The organism is Cryobacterium sp. (assembly GCF_026786305.1).
In the GTDB taxonomy this organism is placed as follows: Bacteria; Actinomycetota; Actinomycetes; order Actinomycetales; family Microbacteriaceae; genus Cryobacterium.
This window is the reverse complement of sequence record NZ_JAJAYI010000081.1, coordinates 43,302-60,832: the sequence shown is the minus strand read 5'-3', so window position 1 is coordinate 60,832 and position 17,531 is coordinate 43,302. Positions and strand designations below refer to the sequence as shown.

Here is a 17,531-nt window from a genome sequence, read left to right as displayed (position 1 = left end):
TGGCTCAGACGAGCGAGCGCAGCACGTATTGCAGGATACCGCCGTTGCGGTAATACTCGGCTTCGCCCGGGGTGTCGATGCGCACGATGGCGTCGAACTCGACCGGTGCCTTGCCGGCGGCCGAGAATTCACTCGGGGCGCAGGTGACGTGCACGGACTTCGGGGTCTTGCCGTTGTTCAGCTCGGTGATGCCGGAGATCGAGACGATCTCCGTGCCATCGAGACCGAGCGAGTCGGCGCTCTGGCCCACCGGGAACTGCAGGGGCACAACTCCCATGCCGATGAGGTTCGAGCGGTGGATGCGTTCGAAGCTCTCCACGATGACGGCCTTGATGCCGAGCAGGCTCGTACCCTTGGCTGCCCAGTCACGGCTGGAACCCGAACCGTACTCCTTGCCACCGAAGATGACGAGGGGGGTTCCGGCGGCCTGGTAGTTCTGGCTGGCATCGTAGATGTCGGCCTTTGGCCCTCCGGCGACGCTGAAGTCGCGGGTGAAACCACCCTCGACATTGTCGAGGAGCTGGTTGCGCAGGCGGATGTTCGCGAACGTTCCGCGAATCATGACCTCGTGGTTGCCCCGACGCGAGCCGTAGGAGTTGTAGTCGCCACGTTCAATGCCGTGCTCCGCCAGGTACCGGCCGGCGGGGCCGTCGGCCTTGATCGAACCGGCGGGGCTGATGTGGTCGGTGGTGACGGAGTCGCCGAGCTTGGCGAGAACGCGAGCACCAGAGATATCAACGACCGGGCTGGTTTCCAGGCTCATGCCGTCGAAGTACGGCGGCTTCCGCACGTAAGTTGACTCGGCGTCCCAGGCGAATGTGTCGCCCACGGGCGTCTCGAGCGACTGCCAGCGCTCATCACCCTCGAAGACGCCGGCGTACTGCGTCTCGAACATGTTCGAGTCGATGGACTCGTCGATGGTCTTCTGCACCTCGTCGGCGTCGGGCCAGATGTCCTTCAGGAACACGTCGTTGCCACCGGTGTCCTTGCCGAGAGAGTCGGTGTCGAAGTCAAAGTTCATCGTACCGGCGAGGGCGTAGGCGATGACGAGCGGCGGGCTCGCGAGGTAGTTCATCTTCACGTCGGGGTTGATGCGTCCCTCGAAGTTGCGGTTACCGGAGAGCACGGCGGTGACGGCGAGGTCGTTCTCCTGCACGGCGGCGGAGATTTCGTCTTCGAGCGGGCCCGAGTTGCCGATGCAGGTGGTACAGCCGTAGCCGACGAGGTAGAAGCCGAGGTCTTCGAGGTAGCCGTTCAGGCCGGCCTTCGCGTAGTACTCGGTGACGACCTTGGAGCCCGGTGCGAGCGTGGTCTTGACCCACGGCTTGCTCTTGAGTCCCTTGAGGCTCGCGTTGCGGGCCAACAGGCCGGCCGCGAGCATTACGCTCGGGTTCGACGTGTTGGTGCAGGAGGTGATCGCGGCGATCGCAACGGAACCGTTGTCGATCGTGAACTCACGGCCGTCGGCGAGCATGACGTCGGTCGGTTGCGGGTGCGATTTGGTGGGGTGGCTGGTGTGACGGGCCAGGCCGCTTTCGAACGCGTGGTTGTGCGCGGTCTCTTCGTCCTGTGACGTGAGGCCGAGCGGGTCGGAGGCCGGGAACGTACCCTCTAGTGCCGCGTCGACGAGGGAGACGGGCGCGTTGGCGTAGTTGTCCAGGTCTCGCTCGAACTGCGACTTCGACTCGGAGAGGATGATGCGGTCCTGCGGACGCTTCGGTCCGGCGATCGAGGGAACGACCGTGGAGAGGTCGAGCTCGAGGTACTCGCTGAAGATCGGCTCCTGATCGGGGTTGTGCCAGAGACCCTGCAGCTTCGAGTACGCCTCGACGAGAGCAACCTGCTCGTCACTGCGGCCGGTCAGGCGCAGGTAGCCAAGGGTGACATCGTCGATCGGGAACATGGCGGCCGTCGAGCCGAACTCGGGGCTCATGTTGCCGATGGTGGCGCGGTTGGCGAGCGGTACGGAGGCAACGCCCGACCCGTAGAACTCGACGAACTTGCCGACGACGCCGTGCTTGCGGAGCATCTGCGTGATGGTGAGCACGACATCCGTTGCGGTGACGCCGGCCGGAATGATGCCGGAGAGCTTGAAACCGACAACCTTGGGTATGAGCATGGAAACCGACTGGCCGAGCATCGCTGCCTCGGCTTCGATTCCGCCGACGCCCCAGCCGAGCACGCCGAGGCCGTTGACCATGGTCGTGTGCGAGTCGGTGCCGACGCAGGTGTCGGGGTAGGCCTGCAGCACGCCGTTTACCTCGCGGGTCATGGTGACGCGGGCGAGGTATTCGATGTTGACCTGGTGCACGATGCCGGTTCCCGGCGGGACGACCTTGAAGTCGTCGAACGCGGTCTGGCCCCAGCGGAGGAACTGGTAACGCTCTCCGTTGCGCTCATACTCGATCTCCACGTTGCGCTCGAACGAGTCGGTCGTGCCGAACAGGTCCGCGACGACGGAGTGGTCGATGACCATTTCGGTCGGGGCGAGCGGGTTGATCTTCTTGGCGTCGCCGCCGAGCTCGACGAGGGCTTCGCGCATGGTGGCGAGGTCGACGATGCAGGGAACGCCGGTGAAGTCCTGCATGACGACGCGAGCCGGCGTGTATTGGATCTCGGTGTCGGGCTCCGCGGTGGGGACCCACGCGCCGAGGGCACGGATGTGCTCGGCGGTGATGTTGGCGCCGTCCTCGGTGCGGAGGAGGTTTTCCAGCAGCACCTTCAGGCTGTACGGCAATAATTCATAACCGTCGACCGCGTCCAGACGAAAGACCTCATAGTCCGTCGAACCGACGCGCAGGGTGTCTTTGGCTCCGAAGCTATTTACCGCGGTATTTGTTGAATCCGACACAATGCCCTCTCCGTTGTGGAGCCGACGGGATACCGGCGGCAATCCATAATTCTTGTGCGCTGCCACAGCCTCGTGCCAGCAAGGCGAACCTAACCAGCGGATGCCGGGGGCTGCCTTTTTCCATCGAGTCACGCCGGCGAGTCAGCACCGAGTAACTATCTTGACGTCAAGATAACTCTAGCAGGGCGCAGGCTTTCCATAGACCTGGCTCAACCGCTCAGGCGGCATCCGATCTGCGATAGACCGAACGCACCATGAGCCAGGAGATCACGAGCAGCGGCGCGTAGAGCGGGATACCCATGAGAAGCTTCATGGAGGCGAGCAGTTCGACGTTGTCGGCGAGGTAGAGCGGCAGCTGCACGGCGAGGCGTCCGAGAAAGAGGCCGGTCCAGCACAGGGTGAGAATGGTCAGCACGCGGCGCTTGGACGCGTCGAGGCGCCAGGCGACACCGTCGCCCATCAAAAAACCGACGGCCACGCCGATGAGGGGCCAGCGCACGAGCACCGAGATGAGCAGGGCGGCGCCGTAGCCGGCGTTGGTCCACAGGCCGACCAAAAAGAAATCGGACGGTTTGCCGGAGAACAGCGCCAGGGCGACGCTGATGGCAGTTCCGACCAGACCGCCGAGGGCCGGGGTCGTAGTCTGTTTGGTGATCGCGCGCAGCGCCACGAAGACCACGCCGATCACGAGCGGCGCCACGAGCGACGGCAGCAGCGTGCCGATCGGGTCGCTCGTCACGTCGGTCGATGGGTCGATCGTGAGCGAGTAGGTGATCAGAAAGACCAGGCCGGGCAGCACCGCTTCCATCAGACCGCGAATTCCGCCCATCGCTTCCAGCAGGGCCCGGCCGCTGATCGGCTCCCCCTCGGTCGCCGCGCCGAACCCGGCGCGCCGCGCCGCGCCGGCCATCGACTCGGCGAAAAGCTCAGAGGCCTTCGGTGGCACGGCAGCCGGAGCGTTGGGCTCGGCGGGTAGCTCGGGCTGCTTTGGCTGCTTTGGCTGACCTGGATGACCTGGCTGACCTGGCTGACCTGGCTGATCTGGCTGATCTGTGGGGGTGTCACTCATGGTCTGGTTAGCCGGCGGTGGTTTCAGTCGCGCCGGCCGGCGTGGCCGGCATGCGCAACGGAATCAGGTCGCGCGGCGGCATCGGGGTGGAGCCGCGCACGACAACGATGCTGCGGAACAGGTCTTCGATCTGCGCTGCTGCGGCGGGGTCGATCGCTCCCTCACCGGCGATAACGCCGCGCAGGAACCAACGCGGGCCGTCGACGCCGATGAAGCGCGCGAGGCGGGAAACGCCGCCCGCTTCCTGACCGGCCGCGACGGGGATCTCGGCGACCAGCTCGGGGCCGAACGGGCCTTCGCGGGGGGTCGTCGTGCCGCCCTGCTTGCCGATCTGATCGGCGATCTGGTCGCGGATCTCGTGCCACAGGCCGCTCGAGCGCGGCGCGGCGAACGGCTGTACCTGCAGGGTGGAACCGGCGAAGTCGAGGCCAATGGCGACAACACGTTTGCTGCCCTCTTCAATTTCGAGGCGCAGGTGCAGGCCCTCACGCGGGAGAATCTTGATTCCGCCGAGGTCGACGTATGGGCGCACCGGGTTGGCCTCTGACTCATCAAACGGGCCCTCGGTCTCGCGGTCCTCTGGTGCCGATTTCGGCATGGTTTCGGGGAACTCCCCCGGGTTCGTGATGTCACTCACCGGTTATCTCCTGTCTGCGGGGCGGCTGCGCCCATCACTGGTGCGTTGTCGTGGGCGCTTCTTGCGGCACCCGGCAGAATGCCGGTCGAGCCGAAACCGCCCTCACCGCGCTGGCTGCCCGGCAGCTTGTCGACGGCAATGAAGGCGGCGCGGGCGACGGGCATCACGATGAGTTGGGCGATGCGATCGCCGATCGCAATGGTGAACGGTTCGTTACGGTCCGTGTTCAGCAGGGCGACCTTGATTTCACCACGGTAGCCGGCATCCACTGTTCCGGGGGCGTTCACGATGGTGATGCCGTGCGTGATGGCCAGGCCGCTGCGGGGAACGACGAACGCCGCAAAACCGTCGGGAAGGGCGATCGACACGCCGGTACCAACAAGTGCACGGGTTCCCGGGGCGAGCACGAGAGCCTCGGCCGCGTGCAGGTCGGCCCCGGCATCACCGGGATGTGCGTAGTTCGGGAGGATGGATGCCTGGATCAGTACTTCGACGCTTTCTGCCACGTGTCGAGGGTAGTGCAGATATCTGATCGAATAGAGCCATGCCTGATTACCGCGAAAAACTGTGGCCCAACGCCTGGGCCTTCATCGTCACCGCCCTGGTGATACCAGCGAGCATTCTCGTGCTCGTGCCGATCTCCCTGATTGCCGGCATCGTCACGGCCGCCGTTCTGTACGGCGGCTGTGTGGTGCTGCTCGTGCTGGCCGCGCCGGTCGTGCGCGTGCAGAACGGCGAATTGATCGCCGGGCCGGCCTCGATCTCCACCCGTCTGCTGGGCGAAGCGACGGTCTACGAGAAGTCCGAAGCCACCCAGGAGCGCGGACCTCGATTGGATGCCCGAGCATGGCTGCTCATTCGCGGCTGGATCGACCCGATCGTGCGTGTGCCGATCGTGGATGCGACCGACCCCGCACCGTATTGGGTCATCTCCAGCCGACACCCAACAGAGTTGGCCGCCGCGATCAATGAATCGCGAACGGCCAACGTGGGGTGAAGCAGATCGTGCTGGTGCAGTCGAGCTAGGAGTCGCACTCCAGGCAGATGGTGCCGAGCTTGGTTCCGTGGCCCATCTGCGAGCGGTGCTTGACGAGGAAGCAATTCACGCAGGTGAACTCGTCGGCCTGCGCGGGTAGAACGACGACATCGAGGTCCAGGTCGGACAGGTCGGCGCCCGGAAGGTCGAACCCACCGGGATTGTCGGAGTCGTCGACATCAACGCTGCCGGACATCTTGTCTGGCACACGTTCCTTGAGGGCCTCGATCGACTCAGAGTCGTCTTCAGTCTTTCGGGGTGCGTCGTAATCGGTTGCCATGCCCATCCATTTCAGTTACGCCGATAAACGAAATCGGCGGCCACAGTTTCCAACAATCCAGACGGAATTGCAAACCGTCCGCCAACTTTTCTATTCGGACACGAAGAAACAACTTGCGGCACGCCCGGCGTATTCCCGCAAAAGGCACCAACCCGTGGCAGTCTTGCATCCAACGGTAATCGCGAGAGGGCTTGTCTTCATGCAGGAATTGAAGGTTATTGGGGTTGAGAACGGTGCGTTGCTCGCAGCGTCCGAGGATGGCGATCGATATCGCATCGCCATCGACGAGGTTCTTCAGTCCCGGCTTCGTCAAACCCAGACGGAACGCGTCAACGCTCCCAAGGTGTCTCCGCGGGAAGTTCAGGCGCACATTCGCTCCGGGATGTCGGCTGAGGACGTCGCCGCGGTCACCGGGGCGTCGCTCGACTACGTGCGCCGCTTCGAGGGCCCGGTCGTGGCCGAGCGAGAATACATCGTCTCGTCGGCGTTGAGTGTTCCCGTGCACACTGCCATCGATCCCGACCCGATCGACGAAAACGTCAACTTTGGCAGCGTCATTCGGGAACGTCTCGCCTCAATCGGCGCGACCGGTGAACGCTGGGCAAGTTGGAAAGAGCCCGACGGCGGCTGGATCGTCAAGTTGTCGTTCACCGCCGACGAAATCGACCACGATGCCCGCTGGGGTTTCGAACCGAAAAAGAATTCCCTGTCGCCGGTCGGCAGCGAGGCGGTCGCGCTGTCGCAGCAGGGCGAGCTCAAGGGCTCGCTCATTCCGCGGCTGCGCGCGGTGGGCGCCGAGACGAGTGCTGCCGACGTGTCGCGTTTCGACAGCAACGCCTTCAACTTCAAGGAATCGCTCGCCGATGAAATTCTGAACGACACCAGCCCGAACCTTGAGGCCGTTCCCTACTCCCGCTCGCTGGGCCGGGACGATGCGGTGTCGAAGGCGGCGATCAAGCGCGCCGCTGAGCCGACCTCGAACATGAGCGAGACCGCCGACCTTCTGGAATCCTTGCGTCGTCGACGCGGTGAACGCGAGGCGACGTCAAGCGGGGATGCGATGGCGGCCAAGCCGACGGCATCCGCGTCAGCACAGCACCCCACGCAGACTCCCACGCACCATTCAGCGCAAGCGGCAACGCTCCAACCACGTCGGGCGACACCGACCGACGCCGCCGTCACCGACGACTCCAGTGCGGCGCCGGCCACCACTCCCGAGCCGACCGGCAACGCCTGGGCCAATCAGGCCGCCCGGGCGCAGGAACGCACCAACCACGGTCGTACCAACCACGCACGTACGACGCCCAAACGCGGCCGTGCCTCTATGCCGAGCTGGGACGAAATCGTGTTCGGTGCACGGACCGACGACGACCTCGGCTGACTAACCGGCCAGCCACGAGTAACGACGCTGGGGGCGGCCGGTCTGGCCGTAGCGCAGGCTGACGGTGGCCTGACCGGAATCGACGAAGTACTCGAGGTATTTGCGGGCCACCACCCGTGACAGGCCGAGCAGTTCGGCACACTCCGACGCGGCCAGGTCGAGTTCGCGGCTGGCCAGGGCGGTAGCGGCCAGCGCCGCCGTTTCCTTGCTCAGGCCCTTCGGCAGGGTGGAGACCGTTTCCGTGGCCGGTAGAGCGGATGCTCGTCCCAGCGCCTGGTCAAGATCACTCTGGCTGAGGTCACCACTGCGGCCCAGCAGTCGACGCCGTTCGGCGTACCCAACCAGCCGAACCTGCAGCTCGGTGATTTTGAACGGTTTGAGCAGATAGCTCACGATGCCGCCCTGCAGAGCCGCGGTGACCATCTCGGCTTCCCGTGCGGCGCTGAGCACGAGAAAGTCCACACCGAGCCCGGCCTCCCGCGCCCGGCGGATGACGTCGAGGCCGGTCATATCGGGCAAATACATGTCGAGAAGCACGAGGTGCGGGGCTTTGCCGGTAATCTGGGCGAGCGCGTCGGAACCGGTCGCCGCGACACCGACCGCGGTGAAGCCTGATTGCTGCGCCACAATGCGCTCGTGGGCGCGGGCCACCATGAAATCGTCATCCACGACGAGTACGTTACACATGGATCTGCTCCTCCTTCTCCTCGGCTGACCGGGCCGCGTCGATCGGGAGCACCGCCTCGAACACTGCACCGTTCTCGGCCCGGTAGCTCACCGATCCCCCGCGACGCGTCGCGACGAGGCGCACGATCGCGAGTCCGTAGCCGTGGGCGTCCTCCCCGGTCAGCGCCGACTTACTCGTCACACCGACCTCGAACACCCGGCCGATGAGCGCGGTATCGATGCCCGGCCCGGAATCACTCACCGTCACGCGCATGGCACCCTGGAGAGGCTGCACATCGAGGCGAACGCCGCGTTCCCCGGCTCCGGTAACGGCGTCGAGGGCATTGTCGACCAGGTTTCCGATCACCGTCACGAGGTCGGTTGAGAGGTCGGCATCGACCCGAGCCAGGGCCGATTCGGCCGAGAGCACGAGCGTCGCACCACGTTCGCGGGCGAGCGAGGTCTTTGCTATCACGAGCGCGGCCACCGCCGGCTCCTGCAGGCGGGTCAGAACCGAGTTGTCGAGCTCGGTGCGGTCACGCGTGACGGCGTCGACGTATTCCACCGCCGCGTCGGTGTCGCCGAGCTGCATGAGCATCGAAATGGTGTGCAGCCGGTTCGCGAACTCGTGGGTCTGGGCACGCAGGGTATCGGTGGCCTGCCGGCTGCTGCCGAGGTCACGCTGGAGCGTGACCAGTTCGGTGCGGTCGCGCAGGGTCGTCACAACCTCGGGCCGCGCCCTGGGCGGGTGAATGAGCGTCTGGTTGAGCACGAGCAGCACCCCCCGGTTCACAAACACCGTATCGATCTCGCCAACGTCCTGTTGGCGCAGCGCCCGCACCGCCTCGTCATCGAGACCCACCGTATCGATCGCCCGGCCCTCCGCGTCAGCGGGCAGACCGAGCAGGCTGCGGGCGCTGTCATTGGCGAGCGTGATGAGACCATCGGCGTCGACGGCGATCACGCCCTCCCGGATTCCGTGGATCATGGCATCCCGATGCTCGACCAGCCGGCCGATCTGTTCCGGCTCCAGGCCGAGCGTCTGCCGTTTCACCCGCGCCGCCAACAGCAGCGACCCGGCCACGCCGAGCACCCCGGCCACCCCGACATAGGTGAGCAGGTTCGGCGCCGCGCTCGCGAGCAGTTCGGCCACGGCCGGAAACTGGCGGGCGGCCACAACCGAACCCACGACCTCCCCGGAGTTCGAGAGCACCGGCACCTGCGCGACCACGTAGTCCCTGGTACCGAGCGGGGCGACGCCGGCCCACGCGGCGTCGGACCCGTCAGGAGTGGGATCGATGGCCAGGCCGGTCGCGAGCAGCCGCGGATCGGCGGGTGAAGCGATGATACGGCCGGCAGCATCCGTCACGATCAGTTGGTCGACCCCGGTTGTCGTGCGGAGGGTCTCGACCGGAACGGAGAATTGCTGGGATACCGCCGTGCTGTCGAGCAGACTGCGCACGAGCGGGTTGGCGGCGGTGTACTCGGCGACCGTCAGCATGCGTCGCTGGGCGCCGCTTTCAAAGCTGCTGCGGGTCTGCTCCAGTGAAATGGCCGTGACGGCGAGGAGCACGAGGGCGATCAGGCTGAGTTGAAACAGCAGCAGTTGGCGGGTCAGGCTCAGACGGCTCGAACGGATGACCGACCCGCGTGGGCGCGGGATCAAAACCCCTCGGTCGTCTTTAGCCATAAGAGATAATCCCTCATCGTGGAGGTAAACCGAAATTGATGCGGGCAACCACAAGCTACAAAACGTTCACTAACGTCACAAGTTGTCTCAGGCCGGCCCAGCACGCAGGCTGATCCCGGCCAGCAAAGAGGCTCGCCAGAAATCGAAGAGGATTCAAGCATGCCAATCACAGCACGCACCATGCGCCCGCGCCGCAACATGGGCACCGTCGTTCTCGCCGGCGCCGTCGCACTCGCGCTCAGCGCCTGCGGAGTCACCAGCGCCAAGAACACCGAGGCTACCGACAGTGGTCCGATCCAAAAACTGCAGGTCATGATTCCCAACGCTCCGGGCAGCGGCTACGACGTTACCGGGCGCGCGGCGGTCAAGGTCATGGACGATCTGGACCTGGCCACCGGCACCGAGGTCACCAATCTGGCCGGCGCCGGTGGAACCGTGGGCCTGGCCCGTACCCTGACCGAAACCGGCAACGCCAACTTTCTGCTCATGATGGGGCTCGGCGTCGTCGGGGCCGCGTACACCAACGAGGGTGATGCCAAGGTCGCCGACGCGACCCCGATCGCCGGACTCATCGAAGAAGCCGGGGCCATCTTCGTCGCGGCCGACTCCCCCTACGAAACCATCGATGATCTCGTCGAGGCGTGGAAGGCTGACCCGGCCACCTTCGCCGTCGGCGGCGGCTCCTCGCCGGGCGGCCCGGACCACCTGCTGCCGATGCAGCTCGCCGATGCCGTCGGCATTGACCCCACGACTGTCAACTACGTCGCCTATGACGGCGGCGGTGAATTACTGCCGGCTATTCTCGGCGGCAAGTTGCAGTTCGGTGCCTCCGGCTACGGCGAGTTCCTCGAACAGATCAAGTCGGGAGACCTGCGCGTGCTCGCCGTCACGAGCGAGGAGCGCGTTCCCGTCATCGACGCCCCCACCCTGACCGAAGAGGGCATCGACCTCGTCTTCACCAACTGGCGAGGGCTCCTGGCCGCACCGGGCCTGACCGATGCCGAAATCGCCCGCCTCGTCGACGCCGTCACGGCCATGCACGACAGCCCCGAGTGGAAGCAGGTTCTCGAGGACAACAGTTGGACCGACGCCTTCATCACCGGCAACGACTTCAGCACCTTCCTCACCGAGCAGGACACCCGTGTGGCCGACGTACTGAAGACCCTGGGCCTGGTCTAATCATGACCGCCCCCAGCACAGTTCCGACTTCGGGGCTGCGCGCCCGCCTGCAGGGTCGCTCCGAGCTCGGCGTCGCCGCCCTGCTCGCCGTGATCGCGATTGTGATCGCGGTCGATACCGCGAACATTCGTCATACCGCCATCAACGCCGGCGTGATGGGACCGCAGGTCGTTCCCACGATCATTGCGATCGGCCTCGGCCTGTGTGCGATCGCCCTGGCGATCTCTGTGCTGCGGGGCGGCCACGCCGACGCCGAAGACGGCGAGGACATCGACCTCTCCCAGAAGGCCCACTGGCCGACCGTTTTCGGCCTCGGCGGCCTGATCCTCGTCTTCGCCCTCTCGATGGACTTTCTCGGCTTTGTCATCGGCAGCGCGCTGCTGTTCTTCGGATCCGCCCTGCTACTCGGCTCGAGGCGCTTGGTCTGGGCGCTCGTGATCGGTATTCTTCTCGCCGTCGGCACCTTCTATGGCTTCGTGTTGGGCCTCGGCATCAACCTGCCGGCCGGCCTCCTGACGGGAATTCTCTGATGGACAACGTCACCCTGCTGATGGAGGGGTTCAGCAACGCGCTGACCCTGCAGAACCTCCTGTTCGCCCTCATCGGCGTGCTGCTCGGCACCGCGGTCGGCGTGCTGCCCGGCATCGGCCCGGCCATGACCGTGGCCCTGCTGCTGCCACTGACCTACGCGCTCGACGTGACCGGGTCGCTCATCATGTTCGCCGGCATCTACTACGGCGGCATGTACGGCGGGTCGACGACCTCAATTCTGCTCAATACGCCCGGCGAATCCTCCTCGGTCGTGACGGCGCTCGAGGGCAACAAGATGGCCAAGGCCGGCCGCGGCGCTCAGGCACTCGCGACCGCCGCGATTGGCTCGTTCGTGGCCGGCACGCTCGCCACCGGCGCCCTGGTCTTCGTTGCCCCGTTCGTCGTGGCGATCGCGATCGGTCTCGGGGCCCCCTCGTACTTCGCGATGATGGTCTTCGCTTTCGTCGCGGTGAGCACCGTGCTCGGTGCAAGCCGCATTCGTGGACTCGCATCCCTGTTCATCGGCCTCACCATCGGACTCGTCGGCCTCGACGGCACGACCGGCCAGCCGCGGCTGACCTTTGGGCAGCCGCTGCTCTCCGGCGGCATTGACGTCGTCGTCATCGCCGTCGCCCTGTTCGCGGTCGGTGAGGCCCTGTGGATCGCCGCGCACCTGCGTCATGGCACGCCCGCGACGATCCCGGTCGGGGTGCCGTGGATGGGCAAGGACGATTGGAAGCGCTCCTGGAAGCCGTGGCTGCGCGGCACCGTCATCGGCTTTCCGTTTGGTGCCATCCCGGCCGGCGGCGCGGAGATTCCTACTTTCTTGTCCTATGTGGCTGAGAAGAAGCTGTCCAAGAATTCGGAACAGTTCGGCCATGGCGCCATCGAGGGCGTCGCCGGCCCGGAAGCAGCCAACAACGCCTCCGCTGCCGGAACCCTTGTGCCGTTGTTGACCCTCGGCCTGCCGACCACAGCGACCGCCGCCGTGATGATCGCCGCGTTCAACCAGTACGGCATCCACCCCGGACCGCTTCTGTTCCAGACCGAGCCTGTTCTGGTCTGGACGCTCATTGCGAGCCTGTTCATCGGCAATACGCTACTGCTCGCGCTCAACCTGCCGCTCGCACCGCTCTGGGCGAAGCTGCTGCGGATTCCCCGGCCGTATCTCTATGCGGGCATTCTGTTCTTCGCGACCCTCGGCGCCTACGCGGCGGGCATGCAGACCTTCAACATTGTGATCCTGCTGATTCTGGGCGCGCTCGGCTACATGGCCCGACGCTTCGGGTTTCCGGTGCTGCCGATCATCGTCGGGGCCATTCTCGGCCCGGAGATGGAACGCCAGCTGCGCCGCTCCCTGCAGATCAGTGCGGGCGACCCGGCGGCGTTGCTGAGTGAACCGCTCGCGGTTGTCGTGTACACCGTGATCGTGCTGTTCCTGGTCGTTCCGCCGGTCATCAAGGCGCTGCGTCGACGGTTCGGTCGTGGTGCGCCGCCCACGAGCGGGCCGTCCACCGACCAGTTCGACGCCTTCGGAACCCAGACCTCGGACGGAAGCGCCCGGGTGATTCAGGCGGTGCGCCAAGGTCGCCGCGGAAAGTAGCGCAGGCCGTCTTCAGACAGCGCGGGAGTCGGCATACTGGTGTCATGCCAGCTGTCGTCTCCCGCGCCGACGTCGTTCGCCTGCGCCTGCGGGCGCAGGGGCTGGCCGGGGTTCCGCTACCCGGTGCGGCGGCCGTCGCCGAGCGGATGCTCGCGGTGCAGGCCCAGGACTACCCGGCGGGTCAGTGGGCCCTCGGCGTGCGCTCCCCCGGCACGACACTTGCCGAGGTGCAGGCCCTCGTTGCGGCTGGCAAAATCGTGCGATCGTGGCCGATGCGTGGCACGCTGCATTTTGTTCCGGCCCGGGAACTGAGCTGGATGCAGGGCCTCACGACACCGCGGCTGCTTGCGAAAACACGCACGATCAACGAGCGGCTCGGCCTCGACCCGGCTGTGCTGGAACGGGCACGCGAGGCCGCGATCGCAGCGCTGACCGGTCAGAAACAGCTCAGCCGCGCCGAATTCATGGCCATCCTCCAGGCTGTGGGGCTGTCGACCGAGGGCCAGCGCGGCTACCACATGATCGCCCACCTCGCCCTCACCGGAACCCTGTGCTGGGGCCGACAGGTGGGCGCCCAGCAGGGGCTCGTGCTGCTCGACGAATGGGTGCCGAACCCGCGGCGGCTCGAGCGCGACGAGGCCCTCGGCGAGTTCGTGTACCGCTATTTCGTCGGCCACGGGCCAGCGACACTGGTCGACTTCGCCTGGTGGTCCCAGCTCACCGTCGCCGACGCTAAAACCGGTCTGGCCGTAGCGAGAACGAGGCTCACCGAGGTTCTGGTCGACGGTGTCCCCCACTTTCTTGCCGCTGATGCAGCGGATGCAGCGAGGACGGATGCGGGTGCTCGCGAGCACACGCCAGTGCTCGCGCTGCCCGGGTTCGATGAGTATCTGCTCGGCTACCGCGACCGCACGTGCGTGATCGCTGCCGAGGAGCTCATCCGGGTCGTGCCCGGGCTGAACGGAATCTTTCTTCCCCTCGTTGTCATGAACGGCCGCATCGTCGGAACCTGGCGCAAGAAGATTGCGGTGTCGGGGCTCACCGCCGTGGCCTCGCTGTTCGACGAACCGACCACGGCGGCCGCCCGGACTCGGGCCGAGCGAACGCAGCGGGGCTTCGGCCGCGCTCTCAAGGACTACGCCCGGTTTCTCGGCGTGCCATATCAGTCGGCGCCGGCATCCGTTTGACGGAGCCTTCCACGGGTTAGCCTTGACCAGTGAAACTTACCTCGGCCCTGCGCATCTCCAAACGGCTCCCGGTGCTGCAGGTTGTGAAAATGGCCGTCGCCGTCGGCCTGGCTTGGGTCGCCTCCCAGCTGCTGCTGCCCAACGACCTGCCCATTTTTGCCGCGATCGCGGCCCTGCTCGTGGTGCAGCCGAGCGTCAATCAGACCCTGGGCCGCGCGATCGAACGCACCGCGGGCGTCATCGGCGGTGTCGTCATCGCTTCGACGATCGGCTTCTTCCTCGGCCAGTCCAGCTGGGTCGTGCTCGGTACGATCGTGGTGAGCATCCTCGTCGCGTGGGCGCTCCGCCTGTCAACGGTCTCGGCCAGCCAGATTCCGATCAGCGCTATGCTCGTACTCGCCCTCGGCGCGACGACGCCCGGGTACGCCCTCGATCGCATCTTTGAGACGTTCATCGGGGCGGGGATCGCTCTGGTCATCAATGCGCTCATCGTTCCCCCGGTGCTGATTGCGCCCGCGCGCGACGCCGTCGGTCTCCTGGCACGCGAGTTGGCCGACACCTTTGACCGCATCGCCCAGGCGCTGCGCACACCGCAGACCCCGATCGACCTGATGGAATTGATGATCAAGGCGCGACTGCTGCGCCCCATGCTCGCGTCGGCCGAGAAGGCCATCGCGCAGGCGGAGGAGAGCCTCATGCTCAACCCGCGCAAGGCCAGGCTCCGTGTGGCGCTCGACGCCGATCAGGAGATGATCGAGCGGCTACCGACGCTCGTGACCCGCGCCATCGGCATGACCCGGGCCCTGCACGATCACTACGACGAGTCCCTACAGCTCGAGCCGAGCGTTCAGGCGTTCTCCCGGGAGCTGGCTCGCGCGGCCCACGACCTCAAATTGCTCGCCCGCGCGGAGGGTGACCTCACGGTCGTTCCGGAGCAGCCGGCACCCGACGTGCTCGCCCTGACCGCGCCGCTGCGCATCGTGACACCGCACCCGGACCACTGGATTCTGATCGGCTCGCTCATGGAAGACCTGCGCCGGGTGCGCGAGGAGATCGTCGGCGACCGCGCCTGAGCGGCAGTGAAAATCTGAAGGGCACAGAGAATCTGAAGGGCACAGAGAATCTGAAGGTACAGAAGAACGGATGCACCGCGCTGGACTCGCGCGGTGCATCCGTTCTTGAAGTGAAACGGGTTAGAGCACCTTCGACAGGAAGTCCTGGGTGCGTTCCTGTTGCGGGTTGCCGAACAGTTCGGCCGGGGTGCCCTCTTCGACGATGACGCCGTCGGCCATGAAGATGACCCGGTCGGCGACCTCACGTGCGAAACCCATCTCGTGGGTGACGACAACCATGGTCATCCCCTCGGCGGCGAGGTCACGGATGACCTGCAGCACTTCGCCGACCATCTCCGGGTCGAGCGCACTCGTGGCCTCGTCGAAGAGCATGATGTCGGGATTCACGGCGAGGGAACGGGCGATGGCGACGCGCTGCTTCTGGCCGCCGGAGAGCTGGGCGGGGCGGGCGTTCGCTTTGTCGGCGAGGCCCACCCGGTCGAGCAGTTTCAGGGCGGTGGCGCGGGCATTGGCTGCGGATTCTTTTTTCAGCTCGAGCGGGGCCAGCATGATGTTCTGCAGCACCGTCATGTGCGGAAACAGGTTGAAGTGCTGAAACACCATGCCGATGTGCTGGCGCACCTCGTTGAGGTTGACCGTCTTGTCGCTGAGGTCGAATCCGTCGACGATGACCGCGCCGGCGCTGAGCTCGTCGAGCTTGTTCAGGCAGCGCAGAAAGGTTGACTTGCCCGAACCGGACGGGCCGATGACACAGACAACCTCGCCCTCGGTGATCTCGACGTCAAGGCCCTTGAGCACCTCGTTGGCGCCGAACGACTTGCGCAGTCCGGAGACGCTGATCTTGCTCATTTGTTGAACCTCTTGTCGAGCTTGTTGGAGAGCATGGTGAGCAGATTGATGACGATGAAGTACAGCGCCGCGACGATCAGCAGGGTTTCACCGGTGCGAAAGTTCGCGGCGTAAATCTGCTGGCCCTGATAGGTGAGCTCGGCGAAGCCGATCACGGCCAGGAGCGAGGTGTCCTTGAGCGTCATCACGAACTGGTTGATGAACGACGGCGTCATGATCTTCACGGCCTGCGGCAGCACGACGCGGCGCATGGTCGTGACGTAGCCGAGTCCGAGGCTGCGCCCGGCCTCGGTCTGCCCGGGGTCTACCGACTGGATTCCGCCGCGCACGATCTCGGTCATGTAGGCGCCGGCGTTGAGGCTCAGGGTGAGCACACCGGCGGTGAGCACGTCGATGGACTGCCCGGTGAGTTGCGGCAGGCCGAAGTAGAAGAAGAACGCCTGCACCAGCAGCGGGGTGCCGCGGAAGATGCTGACGTAGATACTCGCCAACCCGCGCAGCACGCGGCTTTCGGACACCTTGAAGAACCCGAACAGCACGCCGAGCACGAGGGCGATCAGAATTGACAGGCCGGTCGCGAGCAACGTCAGCCCGAGGCCCTTCATCAGGGCCGGCAGGCTGTCGGTCAGCAGACCGAAGAAACCGGATGCCGCGGCGGGCGCCGGCTGCTCGAGATACTTATCGAGAATCGTTTGGTATTTGCCGCTGCTTTTCAGCTCGGCCAGGCCGGTGTTGAAGGCGGCGACGAGTTCGGGGTTCTGGCCCTTGTTGACGGCGAAGCCGTAGGAGCTGCCCCGTTCCTTCTCGGTGACCGACTTGAGCCCATTGTTCTGGTTGATGCCGTAGGCAAGCACCGGGTAGTCATCGAACACCGCGACGGAGTTGCCGGCCTTGACGTCGTCGTACATCGTGGCCGAGTCGGCGAGGGCCTTGACGGTGAAGTCGTACTCGTCCTTGATCGAGTTGGCGAAGGTTTCGCCCTCACTGCCACGCTTGGCGACAACGGTTTCGCCGGCCAGATCGGCGTAGCCGGTGATCTGGGTGTTGCTGTCGGCGACGGCCATCTGCACGCCGGAGTCGAAGTACGGGTCGGAGAAGTCGAAAACCAGCTTGCGCTCGTCGGTGATCGACATGCCGGCGATGACGCCGTCGACCTGGTTGGACTGCAACGCCTGCAGCGCCGCGTCGAAGCCGAGCGACTTGATCTCCACGGTGAAGCCCTGGCTCGCGGCGATGTCGCGAATCAAGTCCATGTCGATGCCGGTGAGTTCACCGTCTTCGCGGTACTCAAACGGTGCAAAGGTCGTGTCGGTTCCGATGACGTACGTCTCACCAGCGACCGCGGACACCGGGTTGGTCTGGGATTGGCTCGCGGCTGCGGCGCTGACGCCCACGAATCCGCCGCCGAGGGCCAGCAGCGCCGTAACGGCCACTGTGAGCTTTCCCGCCCGGAAAATATTGAGTTTTAGCAAAATGAAACCATTTCTTATCGTGCGATT

At 65.4% G+C, this 17,531-nt stretch carries 16 protein-coding genes; 7 read left to right on the top strand and 9 right to left on the bottom strand.

Annotated elements, in window-relative coordinates:
* Positions 1–4: 4 nt before the first annotated feature.
* The 4 genes from LH475_RS10370 to dut form a co-directional block, all read right to left on the bottom strand.
* Positions 5–2,851: an aconitate hydratase gene (locus LH475_RS10370; protein ID WP_196843908.1), complete on the bottom strand. Its 2,847-nt coding sequence runs from the start codon at positions 2,849–2,851 to the stop codon at positions 5–7.
* 217 nt (positions 2,852–3,068) lie between these two features.
* On the bottom strand, positions 3,069–3,797 hold the full coding sequence (locus LH475_RS10365) for a DUF3159 domain-containing protein (protein ID WP_196843909.1): 729 nt from the start codon (positions 3,795–3,797) through the stop codon (positions 3,069–3,071).
* A gap of 130 nt (positions 3,798–3,927) precedes the next feature.
* Positions 3,928–4,518, bottom strand: coding sequence for a DUF3710 domain-containing protein (locus LH475_RS10360; protein WP_196844005.1), 591 nt, complete (start codon positions 4,516–4,518; stop codon positions 3,928–3,930).
* A 35-nt stretch (positions 4,519–4,553) separates the two neighbouring features.
* Positions 4,554–5,063 carry a dUTP diphosphatase gene (dut, locus tag LH475_RS10355; RefSeq protein ID WP_196843910.1) on the bottom strand — a complete coding sequence of 170 codons (510 nt, stop codon included), beginning with the start codon at positions 5,061–5,063 and terminating at the stop codon, positions 4,554–4,556.
* 38 nt (positions 5,064–5,101) lie between these two features.
* On the opposite strand from dut, the gene LH475_RS10350 reads away from it, so the two are divergent.
* On the top strand, positions 5,102–5,554 hold the full coding sequence (locus tag LH475_RS10350; RefSeq protein ID WP_196843911.1) for a DUF3093 domain-containing protein: 453 nt from the start codon (positions 5,102–5,104) through the stop codon (positions 5,552–5,554).
* 25 nt (positions 5,555–5,579) lie between these two features.
* On the opposite strand, the gene LH475_RS10345 is transcribed toward LH475_RS10350, so the two are convergent.
* Entirely contained in the window at positions 5,580–5,873 is a 294-nt protein-coding gene (locus tag LH475_RS10345; RefSeq protein WP_196843912.1) for a DUF4193 domain-containing protein, read from the bottom strand.
* 199 nt (positions 5,874–6,072) lie between these two features.
* Between LH475_RS10345 and sepH the strand changes: the two genes are divergently transcribed.
* Positions 6,073–7,254, top strand: a complete 1,182-nt coding sequence (gene sepH / locus LH475_RS10340; protein ID WP_196843913.1) for a septation protein SepH — start codon at positions 6,073–6,075, stop codon at positions 7,252–7,254.
* On the opposite strand, the gene LH475_RS10335 is transcribed toward sepH, so the two are convergent.
* Both LH475_RS10335 and LH475_RS10330 read right to left on the bottom strand, forming a co-directional pair.
* Positions 7,255–7,941 carry a response regulator gene (locus LH475_RS10335; RefSeq protein ID WP_196843914.1) on the bottom strand — a complete coding sequence of 229 codons (687 nt, stop codon included), beginning with the start codon at positions 7,939–7,941 and terminating at the stop codon, positions 7,255–7,257.
* Entirely contained in the window at positions 7,934–9,610 is a 1,677-nt protein-coding gene (locus LH475_RS10330) for an ATP-binding protein (RefSeq protein WP_297413831.1), read from the bottom strand. Before LH475_RS10330 ends, LH475_RS10335 begins: the two co-directional genes overlap by 8 nt.
* A gap of 159 nt (positions 9,611–9,769) precedes the next feature.
* On the opposite strand from LH475_RS10330, the gene LH475_RS10325 reads away from it, so the two are divergent.
* From LH475_RS10325 to LH475_RS10305, 5 genes are read left to right on the top strand one after another with little or no spacing between them, the layout of a single operon-like run.
* Positions 9,770–10,789 carry a tripartite tricarboxylate transporter substrate-binding protein gene (locus LH475_RS10325; RefSeq protein WP_297413829.1) on the top strand — a complete coding sequence of 340 codons (1,020 nt, stop codon included), beginning with the start codon at positions 9,770–9,772 and terminating at the stop codon, positions 10,787–10,789.
* Positions 10,790–10,791: 2 nt separating this feature from the next.
* Positions 10,792–11,319 (top strand): tripartite tricarboxylate transporter TctB family protein, encoded by a 528-nt coding sequence (locus tag LH475_RS10320; protein WP_196843916.1) that lies wholly within the window; start codon positions 10,792–10,794, stop codon positions 11,317–11,319.
* Positions 11,319–12,923 carry a tripartite tricarboxylate transporter permease gene (locus LH475_RS10315; protein WP_196843917.1) on the top strand — a complete coding sequence of 535 codons (1,605 nt, stop codon included), beginning with the start codon at positions 11,319–11,321 and terminating at the stop codon, positions 12,921–12,923. Before LH475_RS10320 ends, LH475_RS10315 begins: the two co-directional genes overlap by 1 nt.
* Before the next feature lie 44 nt (positions 12,924–12,967).
* On the top strand, positions 12,968–14,110 hold the full coding sequence (locus tag LH475_RS10310; protein ID WP_196843918.1) for a winged helix DNA-binding domain-containing protein: 1,143 nt from the start codon (positions 12,968–12,970) through the stop codon (positions 14,108–14,110).
* A 29-nt stretch (positions 14,111–14,139) separates the two neighbouring features.
* The gene (locus LH475_RS10305) at positions 14,140–15,183 is read left to right on the top strand and encodes an FUSC family protein (protein ID WP_196843919.1); all 1,044 of its coding nucleotides are present in this window, start codon (positions 14,140–14,142) and stop codon (positions 15,181–15,183) included.
* A gap of 120 nt (positions 15,184–15,303) precedes the next feature.
* On the opposite strand, the gene LH475_RS10300 is transcribed toward LH475_RS10305, so the two are convergent.
* Both LH475_RS10300 and LH475_RS10295 read right to left on the bottom strand, forming a co-directional pair.
* Positions 15,304–16,032, bottom strand: a complete 729-nt coding sequence (locus LH475_RS10300; RefSeq protein ID WP_297413825.1) for an amino acid ABC transporter ATP-binding protein — start codon at positions 16,030–16,032, stop codon at positions 15,304–15,306.
* A complete protein-coding gene (locus LH475_RS10295) occupies positions 16,029–17,465 on the bottom strand; it encodes an amino acid ABC transporter substrate-binding protein/permease (RefSeq protein WP_297413823.1) in 1,437 nt (478 codons plus the stop codon). Before LH475_RS10295 ends, LH475_RS10300 begins: the two co-directional genes overlap by 4 nt.
* Positions 17,466–17,531: the final 66 nt, after the last annotated feature.